Source organism: Rhodococcus sp. 06-418-5 (assembly GCF_002258285.1).
Lineage (GTDB): Bacteria > Actinomycetota > Actinomycetes > Mycobacteriales > Mycobacteriaceae > Rhodococcoides.
Genome location: NZ_NOYE01000037.1, coordinates 42,138 through 57,954, shown reverse-complemented (window position 1 = coordinate 57,954; position 15,817 = coordinate 42,138). Strand labels below are relative to the sequence as shown.

The following is a 15,817-nucleotide window of genomic DNA, read 5'->3' as shown; positions in this document are numbered from 1 at the left end:
GCACTAGTGCCCCGCGGTCGGGATCGGTAAACCACATGGGCAGTGAACAGGAGAAAATGACAGTGCGATCGTCGGTTCTGGCAGCAGCCCTGGTGATGTCGATCGCCGGTCTGGTCGGCGGTTGCAGTGCGAGTGCATCGACCGACCCTGCTGCGGTGCCCGTCGTCGTCGGAGCGGGCAATTCGGAGCTGTCGCGTCTGCTCGCGCAGATCTACGCCGGGGGACTGCGGTCGACAGGAGCGGAGGTCGAGGTGAAGGAGGAGCTGGGCGATCGGGCCGACTACCTCGCGGCGCTGGACCGCGGTGAGGTGACGATGGTTCCCGACCTCACGGGCGAGCTGTTGCGCACCTTCGACGGTCTTTCCGAGGCAACCGAGGCCGAGGACGTGTACACGGAACTGAACCGATCACTGCCGGCCGGGTTGTCGGTGGGGGATTACGCCACCGCCGAGGATCGACTGGCCATCGCGGTGGCGTCGGGCAGTGAATCGGGCGACGAGACGGTGACGGATTTCCTGGGTCGTGAGGAAAGAACGGTGGGAATCGTCGACGGCCAGGTCGATCCGATGGACGTCCTTGCGCAGGGTACGAGGAGTCCCACGTTCACGGGGGCGTCGGTCACCGATGTCACCCCGTATGCCGATGCGCAGTCCGCCGTCGACGGCTTGAACGCCGGAGAAGTCGACGTGCTGGCGATTCGCACCGCGTCGTTCGGCCCGCTGGCGAAAGACCTGACAACGCTGCCCGACGACGACCACGTGTATCCGGCGCAGAACGTGGTGCCGCTCTATGCCGACGGAGTGCTCGACGAGAGTGCTGTGAGGTCGTTCTCGGTGGTGGCGGGTGAGCTGACGACTGCGGACCTCGCCGAGATGATCGGCGAGGTCCGCAACGGAGTTCCGTCAGGCGATGTCGCCGGCCGTTGGCTCGGCGAGCGCAACCTCTGACGGGCCGGTCGGCTGCGCGGCTCGGAGCTTGCGGCCGAGGTACGAGCCCATGTGCTGGACGGCCTGGGCCGCCTCACGCAGAATCGACGCCTGCAGATGGGCCACGTGCCAGAGCTTCTTGTACTCCACGTGTTCGAGCTCGACACCCGACAGGCGCAGCTTGTCCGCGAATGCAGTGATCTGCGCGTACAGCACCTCGTCGGTACCGACGTGCATGACGATCGGCGGCAAACCGTCCAGGTTGCCCAGCAGTGGGGCGAAACCCTGGTCCAGCGGATCGCCCGCACCCAGATACGCATCGGCCGAGCTGTAGGACCACCCGGTGTTGACCACCATGTCGCGGTCCTTGGCGGCGTCGCGAGCTCCGGGATCGACCCACGGCGAGATCAGGCCGAGGGCAGCCGGGCTGGTGCCGTCGTCCACCAGACGCCGGGCAGCGGCGACCGAGAGACCGCCACCGGCCGAATCGCCGGCAATCGCGATGCGGTCCGCGGTGAATCCGTGGACACGAACCAGCTCGCGGAACGCCGCCACGGCGTCGTCCAGACCTGCCGGGTACGGGTTCTCCGGTGCCAACCGGTAATCGAGCACGTAGACAGCACTGGCCGATTCCCGGGCCAGATGTGCGGCCAGTGACCGGTGCGTGTTGATGGATCCGATCGTGTACGCGCCGCCGTGCAGGTACAGGATCGCGGTGTCGCGTTCGGTTGCCCCGACGGTGACGCGCTCGGCTCGACGGCCCGCGAGTGTCATCTTCTGCGAGACCGTTCCGTGCGGAAGCGTTTGCACGGGAGCGGCGGCCTCGAGGATCAGCCGCTGCGTCCGAAACGAGAATCGCGCATTCAGCGCGAGGCGATAGAACGGCTTCAGCGCAGCCGCGACGATCGGCAGGGGAACGTAGAAGGACTTCACGACGCGACCCGCCTACTTCTTCGTGCGCGGCAGCGCGCGCTTGGACACTGCGGCGATCAGGCCCTGGTAACGCGATCCGGTGATGCGCTGGAGCAGGTCGAGTGCGATGGCGTCGGAACCGATGAGAACGCGTCCCTTGCCCTTCTCGACACCCTTCAGGATGGTCTTGGCCGCGTCGATCGGGGTGGTCTTGGCGAGCTTGGTGTCGAAGAACTTCGCGAAATCGGCCTGGTCGTAGTTCTCGGCCACGGTGGCGTTGCGAGCGATGGCGGTCTTGATGCCACCGGGGTGAACCACGGTCACCTTCACCGGAGCCTTCGAGATCAACATCTCGATGCGGAGCGATTCGCTGAACCCGCGTACGGCGAACTTGGCCGCGTTGTACGCGGACTGCGACGGAATCGCCAACAGTCCGAAGAGGCTGGAGATGTTGATGATGTGGCCGTCACCGGAGGCCTGGATGTGCGGCAGAAAAGCCTTGGTGCCGTTGACGACTCCCCAGAAATCGACGTCGACGATGCGCTCGATGTCCTTGAACGAGGACTTGTCGACGTCACCGTGGTAGGCGATGCCTGCGTTGTTGTAGATCTGGTTGACCTTGCCGAAATGCGCGACGACGGCCTCGGCGTAATCCAGGACGGTCTCGCGCTGGGAGACGTCGAGGAAGTCCGACTTGACCTCGGCGCCGAGTGCCTCGACCCGTCGGACGGTCTCGTCGAGTCCGGCGGTGTCGACGTCGGACAACGCCAGTTTCGCTCCACGGCCGGCCAGCTCGAGGGCCAGTGCGCGGCCGATTCCCGAACCCGCGCCGGTGACGACGGCCACCTTGCCTGTGAATGTGCTCATCGTGCGGACACCTTGTCTGTGTTGTTGCCGGCGGAGTTGTTCGCCGACGATCCGGAGGGCAGGTCTGCGGTAGCGACGCTACGGTACGCATCGAGATCGAACTGCTTGGTGATTCTGCGGAACTCGAACGTGAAGCCCGGCCACAGCGTGGTGTTGTTGCCGTGCTTGTCGAGGTACCAGCTGGCGCATCCGCCGTTCATCCACACGCTCTTGGCGAGCTGATCCTGCAACGTCACGTTGTACTCGTCCTGCACGTCCTTGCGCACCTCGATGGTGCCGATGTCGTGCTTGTCGATGGTGTCCAACGCGTCGACGAGGTAGTTGATCTGCGATTCGATCATGAAGACCATCGAGGTGTGGCCGAGGCCCGTATTCGGTCCCACCAGGAAGAACATGTTGGGGAAGTTCGCGACCGCTGCCCCCTTGTAGCCCTGCTGGCCGCCGTCGTCGAAGGTTTCGGCCAACGTGCGGCCGTCCTTGCCGATGATGCCCTGGTAGGCGGGGGAGTCGGTGACGTGGAAGCCGGTGGCGACGACGAGCGCATCGATCGGGCGCTCGGTGCCGTCCTTGGTGACGATCGATCCTTTGCGGATCTCGGCGATGCCGTCGGTCACGAGGTCGACGTTGCTCTGCGCGAGAGCCGGGTAGTACGCGTTGGAGATCAACATGCGCTTGCAGCCGATGCGGAAGTTCGGCGTCACCTTGGCGCGCAGTGCCTTGTCCTTGATCTGGGTGCGCAGGTGGTTCTCCGACGCCCACTGCAGCGGCTTCATGAAGGCCGGAGCCTTGGCCAGACCGACGACCTGGGTCTCGCGCATCGCGTAGATGCCGGCCCGCGACAGGCGCTGGAACCCGGGAACGTGCTTGAAGGCGAAGCGCTCGAGCTTGGTGTACGGGCGATCGGCGCGGGGAAGGATCCACGGCGCGGTGCGCTGGTACACGTCCAGATGTTCCACCTGGCCTGCGATGGCGGGCACGATCTGGATGGCGGAGGCACCGGTGCCGATGACGGCGACGCGCTTGCCCGCCAACGAGACGTCGTGGTTCCACTGAGCGGAGTGGAAGACGTCGCCCTCGAAGTCGTGAATGCCCTTGATGTCGGGCAGATTAGGCTCACACAGTGCGCCGACGGCCGAGACGACGATCTTCGCGGTGTAGTTGCCGGAGGTGGTCTGAACATCCCAGCGGTTGGTCTCGGCGTTCCAGCGGGCCGAGGTCACATCCGTGCCGAACACGTGCTTGTCCATGACGCCGTACTTGCGCGCCACCCCGGCGATGTAACTCTGGATCTCCGGCTGTGTGGAGAACGACCGAGTCCAGTTCGGGTTCAGGGCGAACGAGTACGAGTACAGGTGCGACGGCACGTCGCAGGCAGCACCGGGGTAGGTGTTGTCGCGCCAGGTGCCGCCGACGTCGTGGCCACGTTCGATGACGACGAAGTCCTTCTTGCCTGCCTTCGTCAGCTTGATCGCGGCACCGAGGCCGGCGAACCCGCTGCCGATGATCAGCGTATCGACGTGACGCGGCGTCGTTGCACGGTCCGAAGTATCTGTTACGGGAAGACTCATGTAGGGGAGCGTAGAAGCTTATTGAGTGTGAGTCAATAGTTATTGACTAACATTCAGTAGGGTGGTTGCATGGCGTTCGTGAACAGTCCCGGCGCACCGACCACGAAGAGGACGAGACTCAGTCCGCAACAACGACGAGCCCAATTGATCGAGCTCGGCACCGAAATGCTCGCCGACCGCCCCCTCGAGCAGATCTCCGTCGAGGACATCGCCGATCAAGCCGGCGTCTCCCGAGGGCTGCTGTTCCACTACTTCGCCTCCAAGCAGGACTTCCACCTCGAAATCGTGCGTGAATCCTCGCGCGTCATGCTCGAGCGCACCGCACCCGATCCGTCGCTGCCACCGTACGAGATTCTGCGCGACTCCATCGCCAACTACGTCGATTACGTCACCGACAAGCGACAGATGTACGTCTCACTCCTGCGCGGCACCCCCAGTGGCGATCCGCAGATGCGCGCGGTGTTCGAGGAGACTCGCTCCGCCATGGCCGAGCGAACCCTCGCGCAACTCGGGGGACTCGACATCGAGGTGACCCCCACCATCGTGCTGGCCGTTCGCGGCTGGATCGCATTCGTCGAGGAAACGACCATCAACTGGCTCACCGCACCGGAGCTCGGCCGCGACGAACTGATCGACCTCAACGTCAATGCTCTGCCTGCCGTCGCGCTGGCACCGGACATGATCTCCGCACTCCTGGGTGCCGACCGAGACGCCGCCGACGCCTGAGACCTGAGCGCGCCCGCCCCCCCCGCCCCGCGTCAATGGACCATTGCACTCCTCAGACGTATGCAGGGGTCCATTCACTCGTGTCCGGGGGTCGCGTGAATGGACCGTCGTACTGCGCAGACGTATGTAGTGGTCCATTGACGCGGAACGGGGGAGCCCAGAAACGACGACAGCGGCCCACCCCCGAAGGAGTGGGCCGCTGTCGCGAGTGTTTCTAGTCTTCGCCGACTGCCTTGAAGGCCTCGTCGATGATTTCGAGTTGCTCGACGGCGTGCACCTTGCTCGATCCCGACGACGGTGCGGACATGGCGCGACGGGAGATGCGCTTGATGCCGACCAGCTTCTCGGGCATGAGCTCGGGCAGTGCGAGACCGAAGAACGGCCAGGCACCCTGGTTCGCAGGCTCTTCCTGGACCCAGCGGAATTCCGTTGCGTTCGGGTAGCTTTCGAGTGCTTCCCTGATGCGGCGAACCGGCACGGGGTAGAGCTGCTCGACGCGAACGATCGCGACGTCGTCGCGGTTGTCCTTCTGCTTACGAGCGAGGAGCTCGTAGTAGAGCTTGCCGCTGACCATCAGCACTCGCTTGACCGCGCTGCGGTCGCCGGTGCCGGTGTCGTAGGTGGGCTCGTCGAACACCGAGTGGAACTTGCCGTCGGTGAAGTCCTCGATGTTGCTCACCGCTGCCTTGTTGCGCAGCATCGACTTCGGGGTGAAGACGATCAGCGGGCGACGAATGCCGTCCCGCGCGTGCCTGCGCAGCAGATGGAAGTAGTTCGCGGGGGTCGAGGGGAGTGCGACGGTCATCGAGCCCTCGGCGCACAGTGTCAGGAAGCGCTCGATGCGTCCGGACGTGTGGTCGGGTCCCTGGCCTTCGTGGCCGTGCGGCAGCAGCAGCACGACGTCAGAGAGCTGACCCCACTTGGCTTCACCGGACGAGATGAACTCGTCGATGATGGACTGTGCGCCGTTGACGAAGTCGCCGAACTGCGCTTCCCACATCACCAGTGCGTCCGGGTTGCCCACGGAGTAGCCGTACTCGAAGCCTACGGCTGCGAACTCGCTCAAAGCGGAGTCGTAGACCATGAACTTGCCGGGGTTGTCGCTGCCGATGTTCTGCAGCGGCGTGTACTCGGCACCGGTCTTACGATCGATGATCACCGAGTGGCGCTGGGTGAACGTGCCGCGGCGGGTGTCCTGGCCGGAGAAGCGGATGTTGCGTCCCTCGTCCACCAGCGATCCGAGTGCCAGCAGCTCGCCGAAGGCCCAGTCGACCTTGCCCTCGTACGCCATTTCTCGGCGCTTCTCGAGAACCGGCTTGACGCGCGGGTGCACGTTGAAGCCGTCGGGAACGGCGAGGTGCGCGTCACCGATACGGTGCAGCACGGCCTTGTCGACCGCGGTGGTGAGCTTGGCGGGCAGCTGCTGATCGAGCTCGACCGACTCACTGGGCTCAGGGGTGTACTTCTCGAGTTCGCGTACCTCGTTGAAGACGCGTTCGAGCTGGCCCTGGTAGTCGCGGAGTGCGTCCTCGGCTTCCTTGAGCGAGATGTCTCCACGACCGATGAGCGATTCGGTGTAGCTCTTGCGGACGCTGCGCTTGGTGTCGATCACGTCGTACATCGCCGGCTGCGTCATCGAGGGGTCGTCGCCCTCGTTGTGACCGCGACGGCGGTAGCAGATCATGTCGATGACGACGTCCTTGTGGAACTTCTGACGGAAGTCCACTGCCAGCTGTGCGACCCAGGCACAGGCCTCGGGATCGTCGCCGTTGACGTGGAAGATCGGCGCGGCGATCATCTTCGCCACATCGGTGCAGTACTCGGACGAACGCGAGAACTCCGGCGAGGTAGTGAAGCCGACCTGGTTGTTGACGACGATGTGCACGGTGCCGCCGGTGCGGTAGCCCCGCAGATCGGACAGGTTCAACGTCTCGGCGACGACGCCCTGGCCTGCGAATGCGGCGTCTCCGTGCAGCATCAGCGGCAGAACGGAGTAGCCGCCCTGGCCGATGCCCTTGTCCAGCAGGTCCTGCTTGGCGCGAACGAGGCCTTCGAGAACCGGGTCGACGGCTTCGAGGTGCGACGGGTTCGCGGTGAGCGAGACCTTGATGTCGTTGTCACCGAACATCTGGATGTACGTGCCCTCGGCACCGAGGTGGTACTTCACGTCGCCGGAGCCGTGTGCGGCGGCCGGGTTCATGTTGCCCTCGAACTCGGTGAAGATCTTCGAGTAGGGCTTGCCGACGATGTTGGCGAGCACGTTCAGGCGGCCGCGGTGCGGCATACCGATGACGACCTCGTCGAGGGCGTACTCGGCGCTCTGGTCGATGACGGAGTCCATCATCGGGATGACCGACTCGGCACCTTCGAGCGAGAACCGCTTCTGCCCGACGTACTTGGTCTGCAGGAACGTCTCGAACGCCTCGGCGGCGTTGAGCTTGCTCAGGATGTACTTCTGTTGCGCCACAGTCGGTTTGACGTGCTTGGCTTCGACGCGTTCCTGCAGCCAGGAGACCTGCTCGGTCTCGAGGATGTGGGTGTACTCGACGCCGACGTGGCGGCAGTACGAGTCGCGCAGAACGCTGAGCACGTCCCGCAGCTTCATCTTGTCCTTGCCGTGGAATCCGCCGACCTTGAACTCACGGTCGAGGTCCCACAGCGTGAGGTCGTGGCTGATCACGTCGAGGTCCGGGTGCATCCGGAACTTGTCCTTGGTGAACTGCAACGGATCGGTGTCGGCCATCAGGTGACCGCGGTTGCGGTACGCAGCGATGAGCTCGAGCACGCGGGTGTTCTTGTCGACCGTGCCCTCGGGCAGATCCTTGCGCCAGCGAATGGGCTCGTAGGGGATCTTCAGCGAGTGGAACAGCTCGTCGTAGAACTCGTCGCTGATCAGCAGGTTGTGGATCGTCTTGAGGAAATCGCCCGACTCCGCACCCTGAATGATGCGGTGGTCGTACGTCGAGGTCAGCGTCATGAGCTTGCCGACGCCGAACTCGGCGAGACGCTCGTCGCTGGCTCCCTGGAACTCTGCCGGGTACTCCATCGCACCTGCGCCGATGATCGCTCCCTGACCGTTCATCAGACGCGGCACCGAGTGCACGGTTCCGATTCCACCGGGGTTGGTCAGCGAGATGGTGACGCCCTGGAAGTCCTCACCGGTGAGCTTGCCGTCGCGAGCACGACGCACGATGTCCTCGTACGCGTTGTAGAACTGCGTGAACGTGAAGTCCTGCGTGTTCTTGATGGCGGCGACGACGAGGGAACGGTTGCCGTCCTTGCCGGGCAGGTCGATCGCGAGACCGAGGTTGATCGCTGCCGGAGTCACTGCGTTCGGCTTGCCGTCGACCTCGGCGAAGTGGCGGTTCATGTTCGGGAACGCCTTGACGGCCTGCACGATGGCGTAGCCGAGCAGGTGCGTGAACGAGATCTTGCCGCCGCGGGTGCGAGCGAGATGGTTGTTGATCACGAGACGGTTGTCGACCATGAGCTTGGCCGGGATCGCACGGACGCTGGTCGCGGTCGGAATCTGCAACGAGGCGGACATGTTCTTCGCCACCGCTGCAGCAGCGCCGCGCAGAACCTTGCTCGACTCCTCGCCGAACTCGGCTGCGGCGGGCTTTGCGGGAGCGGACTTCGCCGGTGCTGCCTTCTTCTCGGCAGGCTTGGCGGCGGCAGGCTTCGAGGCCTCGGCCTTGGGAGCGGCGGTTTTCGGAGCTGCCTTGGGTGCTGCGGCCTTCGGCGCGTCGGTCTTGTCGGAAGCAGAAGCGGCCGTCTTGGCTGGTGGCGCGGGCGCTGCGGGAGGCGCGGACTTGGTCGAGCTGCCGTTCGAGGATGCGCCGTTACCGGCAGCACCGTTGGATCCGGCGGTCTCGTCGGTCGCTGCATCGGGGTCGTAACCGGTCAGAAACTCGTGCCAGCTCGCGTCGACGGATGAAGGGTCCTTCTTGAATCGCTGGTACATCTCGTCGACCAGCCATTGATTTTGTCCGAATTGGGTAGTAGAGCTGCTGCTCACGGCAGTAGTTCGCCTCGTTTCTGTCTTCGTTCCCGTTCAGCGCGCGTACGTGTCCAGGCTAGACCTTTGGTCCAGCTCACGTGCGTCCGGGACGTAGCTGTGATATGTACTCACCGGTAACCATCGGCCTCGTTGTCGATGACACCTTGGACTATCGAATTATTCCCTCGGTTCGTTTCGGCTGCAGTCCACAAGTGCGCGTAGAACCCGCCCTGCGTGCGCAGCTCCGAATGTCGGCCTACTTCCACGATACGGCCGCCGTCGACGACCACGATCAGATCCGCTCGTGCGGCGGTCGCCAAGCGATGCGCGACGACCACCGCGGTGCGGGTGCGTGCGACGGCACTGCTCGCTGCGAGCACGGTGCGTTCGGTCGCGGGGTCGAGCGTGGCGGTGGCCTCGTCGAGCAGGAGAAGGTCGGGGTCGACCAGCTCGGCCCTGGCCAGTGCGATCAGCTGTCGTTGACCCGCGGACAGCCCTTGACCGCGCTCGCCGACGGGCTGGTGCATACCGCCGCGAAGTGCGGCGATGGTGCTCAGAGCTCCCACGGATCGGGCCGCGTTCTCGATGTCGGCACGGGTGGCGTCGGGCCTGCCGTAGGCGATGTTCGACGCGACGGTCCCGGTGAACAGGTGCGCTTCCTGCGGTACGACGCCGAGTCGGTGCCGGTAGTCCGAGAGGCGATAGTCGCGTAGATCGTGGCCGCCGACGCGCACCGATCCGGAGGTGGGATCGTAGAAGCGGGCCAGCAGTTTCACGACCGTGGATTTGCCCGCGCCGGTGCGCCCGACCAACGCGACGGTGCCGCCGGCGGGGATGGTGAGATTTACCTCACTCAGGGCGTCGGACTGTGCTCCGGCATACCGAAAACCGACGTCGACGAGTTCTATCTCGGCGTGCAGGCGTCCGCCGGGGAGTGCGGTGGTGTCCGATTTGGTGGACGTTTCAATCGAACTCGTGGTGCGGAGGAGATCACCGATGCGGCCGACACCGACACGTGCTTGCTGGTAACCGTCGAACACCTGCGATAGCTGCTGGATCGGACCGAAGAGCAGCCCGAGATAGAGCACGAACGCCACGAGAGTGCCCGCAGTGGTGGTGCCGGTGGCGATCTGATGCGCGCCGACGAACACGACGACGGCGAGGGCGATGTCGGAGAGCAACGTGATGAGGGGGAAGAACACCGAGATCGCGGTCTGCGACCGCATCCGGCTCACCCGGTAGCGGTCGGAGCGTTCGGCGAACCGGGATGCGGCGTACTCCTCGCGTCGGTACGCCTGCGCGGCGCGCAGTCCCGTGACGTTCTCCTGGAAATCGGCGTTGACGATCGAGATGCGCTCGCGAGATGTCGAGTACGCCGCCGACGAGATGCGCCGGAAGATCACGGTGGCCACGGCGAGGGGCGGCACCACCGCCAGCGCCACCAGTCCCAGTGCCGGGTCGGTGACGAGCAGTGCGGCGGCGATGCCGACGACGGTCAGCACGCTGACCACTGCGGTCGAGGCTCCGGTCTGGATGAAGGAAGACAGCGCATCGACGTCGGTGGTCATTCGCGTCATGATGCGACCCGACAGTTCGCGTTCGTAGTAGTCCAGGCCGAGCCGTTGGATGTGCGCGTAGCTGCGCACCCGGAGTCCGAAGAGCACTCGCTCGCCTGCTCGCGCCGTGATGACCGTCGTCCAGCAGACGACGAACCAACTCGCCGCAGCCAACACGACACCGATCGAGGTGGCGATCCACAGGGTGTTCGAGTCTCCGCCGGCCACTCCGCTGTCCACCGCGTAGCGAACGAGCGAAGGGAACGCGATCGAGGCCAGTGAGTCCAGCGCGAGGAGCACCACCACCGCTGCCAGCAACAACCGCACCGGGCTCAGCAGTCTCGACAGCCGGAACTCCGGGTCGGGTCGTCGAAGTTCGACTCCCGATGCAGCTGGATCCTCCGTCGCGGGCGGCAGCGCCGCGACCGCCCGGGAGATCGCCGGAGTCGGCGCGAGTGAGCCGAAGGCCCCCGCCATCGCAGTTCCGTGACCACCTCCGCCTCCGGGCGCGGGCGTTGACACCGCGCCGGGCTCGACGGTCGCTTCCGGTGCGGACTCGGGCCAGAGCGTATCGGCGGACGGTTCCGCTGTCGGTTCCCGGTCGGTGTCGTCGTTCGCGTCGCCGTCCCCGCCTGCGAGGAGGGCCCGGAACAACGGACAGCGCCGATCCAGTTCGTCGACCGTTCCGGTGTCGATGATGCGGCCGTTGTCGAGGACGGCGACGCGATCGGCCAGCGTCAGGGTCGAACGGCGATGTGCGAGAACGAGAGTCGCGCGAGTACGGACGCCGCGCAACGCGTCGAAGATGGCGGCCTCGGTCTCGGCGTCCACGGCGGAGGTGGCGTCGTCGAGGATCAGAATTCGCGGTTCGACCAGAAGAGCGCGGGCCAGTGCGATGCGTTGGCGCTGACCGCCCGAGAGAGTGAGGCCGCGTTCGCCGACGAGGCTGTCGTATCCCTCGGGAAGCGCCTCGACGAACGTCGAGGCCTGCGCGAGCCGCGCCGCATGCCTGATCGCCTCCGCGGTGGCGTCGGGCCTGCCGAGGGCGATGTTGGCGGCGATGGTGTCGGAGAAGAGGAACGGCTCGTCGAACACCAGCGAGACCGCCTCGCGGAGCGACGTCGAGTCGAGGTCGTCGATGTCGATCGACGTTCCGTCGGACGTCAGCGCAATCTGCCCCCGAGTCGGGCGGTAGAAGCGGGGGAGCAGGAGTGCGAGTGCGGTCTTTCCCGAGCCCGCGTGACCGACGACGGCCACCGTCTCACCGGGCGAGATGGTCAGGTCCAGGCCGGTGAGCACGTCGCGTTCGGGCTCGAATCCGAAGGTCACCTCGGAGATACGGACTCCGAGCGGGCCGTCGGGCAACGCGACGGGTTCGGCCGGTTCCGGGTCGGACGGCTCGGTGTCGACCACCTCGTAGACGCGCTCGACGGCCGCGCGGGAGAGTTGGGCCATGATCACCACCGACGAGACGGTGCGGGTCACGGCGGACAGAGTCGCGACATAGGTGGCGAAGGCCAGGAAGGTGCCGATCGTGATGTGGCCCTCCAGGGCCAGATAGCCGCCGAGGGCGATGACTCCGACCAGACCGAGTTGAGGAATGGTGGCCATCGACGGTGCGAACCGTGAGTTGATCTTCGCCGACCGCATGCGCTCGGCGAACAACCTGCGACCCAGTGTCTCGATGCGATCGACCGCGCGGGCTTCCTGCCCGAAGCCCTTGACCACCCGAACGCCGGTGACCGTCTCCTCGACGTGCTGTGCCAGATCGGCGGCGCGTTGCTGCGCCGACCAGGTGGCCGCGAAGAGAGTGGGCCGAATTCGGTAGACCACGATGCCGACCGCAGGAACGATGAGTACCGCGACAACGGTGAGCAGCGGCGACAGATACGCCATCACAGCCAGCGCCAGCACGAACTGCAGGACGGCTCCCGCCGACAACGGCACCATGGCCAGCAGCCCCTGCACCAGTTGGAGGTCGGTGATCGATCTCGAGACGACCTGCCCGGTACGGATCTCGTCCTGCTTGCGCCCGTCGAGCCGCTGCAGTGACGCGAGCAGGTCGAGGCGTAGATCGTGCTGGACGTCGATCGAGAGCCGGCCGGCGAGCATGCGTCGACCGAATTGGCACGCGAAACGCACCAGGCCCAACAGTGCGATGGCGGCGGCGACGGCGGCGATCTTCTCGCCTCTGCCGGCCGTCGCGTCGTCGATGGCGACCCTGGTGAGGAGCGGGAACGAGATGTCGATGACCGCGGCGATCATCGTCACGCCCAGTGCTCCGAGTGCGGTGCGTCGATGCAGCATGCACTGAGCGATCAGACGTCTGATCCACCCACGCCGGGGCCTCGACGCGGGTTCTGCGCTGTCGAGTGTCGACGAGCTGCGTCCGGGTGCCGCTGCACGGTCTTTCACCGCATTACTGTGTGCCATCGCCTCACCACGGTAGACCCGAGTACCGACAGGGTCGGCCCGCGAACGATGCGACGTCAGTCGATGTCGCGGGTGCGGGCCAGGAACCAGCCGACGCCGGTGAGGATCGCGGCCCACAGCGCGAGTCCGAGCGGTGCCCACGGCCACGACGCCAGGTCGCCGGCGTCGTCGAGTTGAGTCGCCGCCATGGTCGGCAGAGTCAGGTTCGACGGCAGCGCTACGGCGACCGATCCGAGCCCGAGTCCGAACAGGATCAGCGAGAGCAGACCCTCGCCGAACGGCAGCCAGGCGACGAGCACGATCGCGGCCCACGTCGGAGATTTGAGCAGCAGACCCAGGCCGGCACCGATCATCGACCACAGCACGACTGCGAGGAGGCACGACAACACCACGCCGACGAACGCGCCGTCCAGCAGCACGGTCCGCTCGTTGAATATCAGCAGGCAGATCAAGCTGGCCAGCAGCACCACCAGGCCGTATCCGAGGCCGAACAGCGCAGTGACGACGAGTTTGGCGGCAATCACCCCGTCGCGGCCGCGAGCGGTCAGGAAGCTGGTGGTGATGGTCTTGTGGCGAAATTCGGTTCCGGCGTTGACGGCACCGAATATCCCGGCGAACAGAATCGCGGCACCGGCGGCGACGTACAGGCCGATCGAGGCGACGCCACCCGAGATGTCCAGGTCCTCCTCGAATTCACCCAGCTGATTCGCGATCACCGACGTGATGACGGACGCGAACACTCCGACGACGATCGGGGCGATCGCCAGCGCCCACCAGAATTTCAGTGTGGTGACCTTACGGATCTCCGACGTCAGCAGTGCGTTCATCGCTGACCCCCGTTCCAGTTCTGTGGCGGACCGTAGTTCTGCGGCGGAGCGCCGTACCCCGGCGGTGGGCCGTAACCCTGCGCAGGACCCGGCGGGCCGTAACCGTGGGGACTCTGCTGAACGGGTGCGGCGTTGTACTGACCCGTGGTCATCGACAGGAACACCTGCTCGAGGTCGACGTGTTCGCCGGTGGTCCCGAAGATCGTCACCTGGGCGGCGGCCGCGATGCGGGCGATCGTCGCCGCGTCGGGACCGGCGACACCGATGCGTCCGTCGGGAAGCAGTTGGCTGTCGTTGAACCCATTCGAAGCCAACGCCAAGGCCAAAGCTGCGGGGTCCGATGCGGCCACCAGTACGCGGCTCGGACGTGTCGATCGCAAATGCGCGATGGAACCCTGGTACACGAGTGCGCCGGCGCTGACGATCACCAGATTGTCGACGGTCTGCTCGATCTCGCGCAGGATGTGGCTCGATACGAGCACGGTGCGACCCGACGCGGCGAATGCCTTGAGGAAGTCGCGCAGCCAGGCGATTCCTTCGGGGTCGAGACCGTTCGCGGGTTCGTCGAGCACGAGGATTTCTGGATCCCCCAGCAGAGCTGTCGCCAACGTCAGGCGCTGACGCATGCCGAGCGAGAAACCGCCTGCAGCGCGGTCGGCGACGTCACCGAGCCCCACGAGGTGCAGGACGTCGAGCGCGCGGCTGTCGGGTATGCCGATCGCAGCGGTGTAGATCTTCAGGTGGTGTGCGGCGCTGCGCTTGGGGTGCAGGCTCAGCGAGTCGAGGACGGCACCCACCGTGCGGGCGGGGTGGGTCGCCGCGCGGAACGGCATGCCGTTGACGAGGCCGACACCCGAGGTGGGAGCGACGAGTCCGAGGAGCATGCGCAGCGTCGTCGTCTTGCCCGATCCGTTGGGGCCGAGGAATCCGGTGACCGTTCCGCGCGGAACGACGAAGCTCAGGTCCGAGACCGCGCGAACTGTGCCGAATTGCTTGGTCAGTGCTTGCGCTTCGAGCGCCGCTCCCGGATAGCTGGACATCTGTGCGCAATCCCCCTGGCCGTAGTTCACCTCGAGTACCGGCTGCGCGCGGCAACCGGTACCCGAGGCTACGGGGTGCGACCGACATCCGGTGCGGCCCCACGTGCGCGAGCCGTCCCGCGTCAGCGATGCAGCGCGGCGGCGATCTCTCGGTAGGTCTCGAGCGGATCGGCCATGTCGGGCAGCGAGTGCAGTGTGACGTGCGAAGCACCTGCATCGATGTGCTCGTTCAACCGTGCTGCGATCGCGTCGGCGGTACCGTGCGCCACCAACGCGTCGATCAGTCGGTCGCTGCCGCCGTCGCCGATCTCCTCGTCGGAGTAGCCGAGTCGGTTCAGATTGTTGGTGTAGTTGCGCAGGTGCAGGTACGGGTTGTTGACCGGTGGTCGGCCGATCGAGCGTGCCTGCTCCGGATCCGACTCGAGGACCACCTTGTGTTCGGGTGCCAGAATCTTGTTCGGTCCGAGCGCCTGGCGTGCTTCACGGGTGTGCTCGGGGGTGGTCAGGTACGGATGCGCACCTGCGGTGCGGTCGGCCGCAAGCGCGAGCACCTTCGGTCCGAGCGCAGCGAGGACGCGTCGCTCCACCGGGACTCCGGCCTCGTCGAGAGCATCGAGGTAGGCGACAAGAGCGTCGTACGGCTTGGTGTACTCCTGCGTCGCCTCCGGATGGCCTGCGCCGATTCCGAGGACGAATCGGCCCGGGTGCTTGCTCTCCAACCGGTGATACGACGCGGCGACGTCGGCCGCTGCGTCCGACCAGATGTTGACGATGCCGGTGGCGACGACGACCGTCTCGGTGGCGTCGAGGATCTCCTCGCTGGTGGTCAGGTCCGCGGGCGGCGAGCCGCCGAGCCAGATCGTCCCGTAGCCGAAGGATTCGATCGCCCGGGACAGTTCGGGTGTGAACGCCGAGTGCAGTCGCCAGACGCCGTACTTGCCGAGTTCAGGTGTGGAAGTCAT

Annotated in this window: 10 protein-coding genes; 2 read left to right on the top strand and 8 right to left on the bottom strand. The window is 65.6% G+C overall.

All coding sequences use genetic code 11. The annotated features are described in order from the left end of the window. Nucleotides 1-56 precede the first annotated feature (56 nt). Nucleotides 57-947, top strand: a complete 891-nt coding sequence (locus tag CH274_RS25395) for a glycine betaine ABC transporter substrate-binding protein (protein ID WP_094659293.1) — start codon at nucleotides 57-59, stop codon at nucleotides 945-947. Here CH274_RS25395 and CH274_RS25390 read toward each other — a convergent pair. From CH274_RS25390 to CH274_RS25380, 3 genes are read right to left on the bottom strand one after another with little or no spacing between them, the layout of a single operon-like run. After that, complete coding sequence (locus CH274_RS25390) at nucleotides 903-1,859, bottom strand: alpha/beta hydrolase (RefSeq protein WP_032394118.1); 957 nt, start codon at nucleotides 1,857-1,859, stop codon at nucleotides 903-905. The two genes, CH274_RS25395 and CH274_RS25390, sit on opposite strands and share 45 nt — an antisense overlap. Nucleotides 1,860-1,871: 12 nt before the next feature. Then, nucleotides 1,872-2,705, bottom strand: a complete 834-nt coding sequence (locus CH274_RS25385; protein WP_032394119.1) for an SDR family NAD(P)-dependent oxidoreductase — start codon at nucleotides 2,703-2,705, stop codon at nucleotides 1,872-1,874. Beyond that, nucleotides 2,702-4,273, bottom strand: a complete 1,572-nt coding sequence (locus CH274_RS25380; protein ID WP_094659292.1) for a flavin-containing monooxygenase — start codon at nucleotides 4,271-4,273, stop codon at nucleotides 2,702-2,704. Before CH274_RS25380 ends, CH274_RS25385 begins: the two co-directional genes overlap by 4 nt. Before the next feature lie 69 nt (nucleotides 4,274-4,342). On the opposite strand from CH274_RS25380, the gene CH274_RS25375 reads away from it, so the two are divergent. After that, complete coding sequence (locus CH274_RS25375; RefSeq protein ID WP_094659291.1) at nucleotides 4,343-4,999, top strand: TetR/AcrR family transcriptional regulator; 657 nt, start codon at nucleotides 4,343-4,345, stop codon at nucleotides 4,997-4,999. Nucleotides 5,000-5,213: 214 nt separating this feature from the next. Here CH274_RS25375 and CH274_RS25370 read toward each other — a convergent pair whose 3' ends face one another. The 5 genes from CH274_RS25370 to CH274_RS25350 form a co-directional block, all read right to left on the bottom strand. Next, nucleotides 5,214-9,017: a multifunctional oxoglutarate decarboxylase/oxoglutarate dehydrogenase thiamine pyrophosphate-binding subunit/dihydrolipoyllysine-residue succinyltransferase subunit gene (locus tag CH274_RS25370; RefSeq protein ID WP_094659290.1), complete on the bottom strand. Its 3,804-nt coding sequence runs from the start codon at nucleotides 9,015-9,017 to the stop codon at nucleotides 5,214-5,216. 110 nt (nucleotides 9,018-9,127) lie between these two features. Next, nucleotides 9,128-12,862, bottom strand: a complete 3,735-nt coding sequence (locus tag CH274_RS25365) for an ABC transporter ATP-binding protein (protein ID WP_094659573.1) — start codon at nucleotides 12,860-12,862, stop codon at nucleotides 9,128-9,130. A gap of 182 nt (nucleotides 12,863-13,044) precedes the next feature. Continuing rightward, complete coding sequence (locus CH274_RS25360) at nucleotides 13,045-13,815, bottom strand: ABC transporter permease (RefSeq protein ID WP_032396491.1); 771 nt, start codon at nucleotides 13,813-13,815, stop codon at nucleotides 13,045-13,047. Continuing rightward, complete coding sequence (locus CH274_RS25355) at nucleotides 13,812-14,855, bottom strand: ABC transporter ATP-binding protein (protein ID WP_094659289.1); 1,044 nt, start codon at nucleotides 14,853-14,855, stop codon at nucleotides 13,812-13,814. Before CH274_RS25355 ends, CH274_RS25360 begins: the two co-directional genes overlap by 4 nt. 122 nt (nucleotides 14,856-14,977) lie before the next feature. Then, nucleotides 14,978-15,817, bottom strand: a complete 840-nt coding sequence (locus CH274_RS25350) for an LLM class F420-dependent oxidoreductase (protein ID WP_032396493.1) — start codon at nucleotides 15,815-15,817, stop codon at nucleotides 14,978-14,980.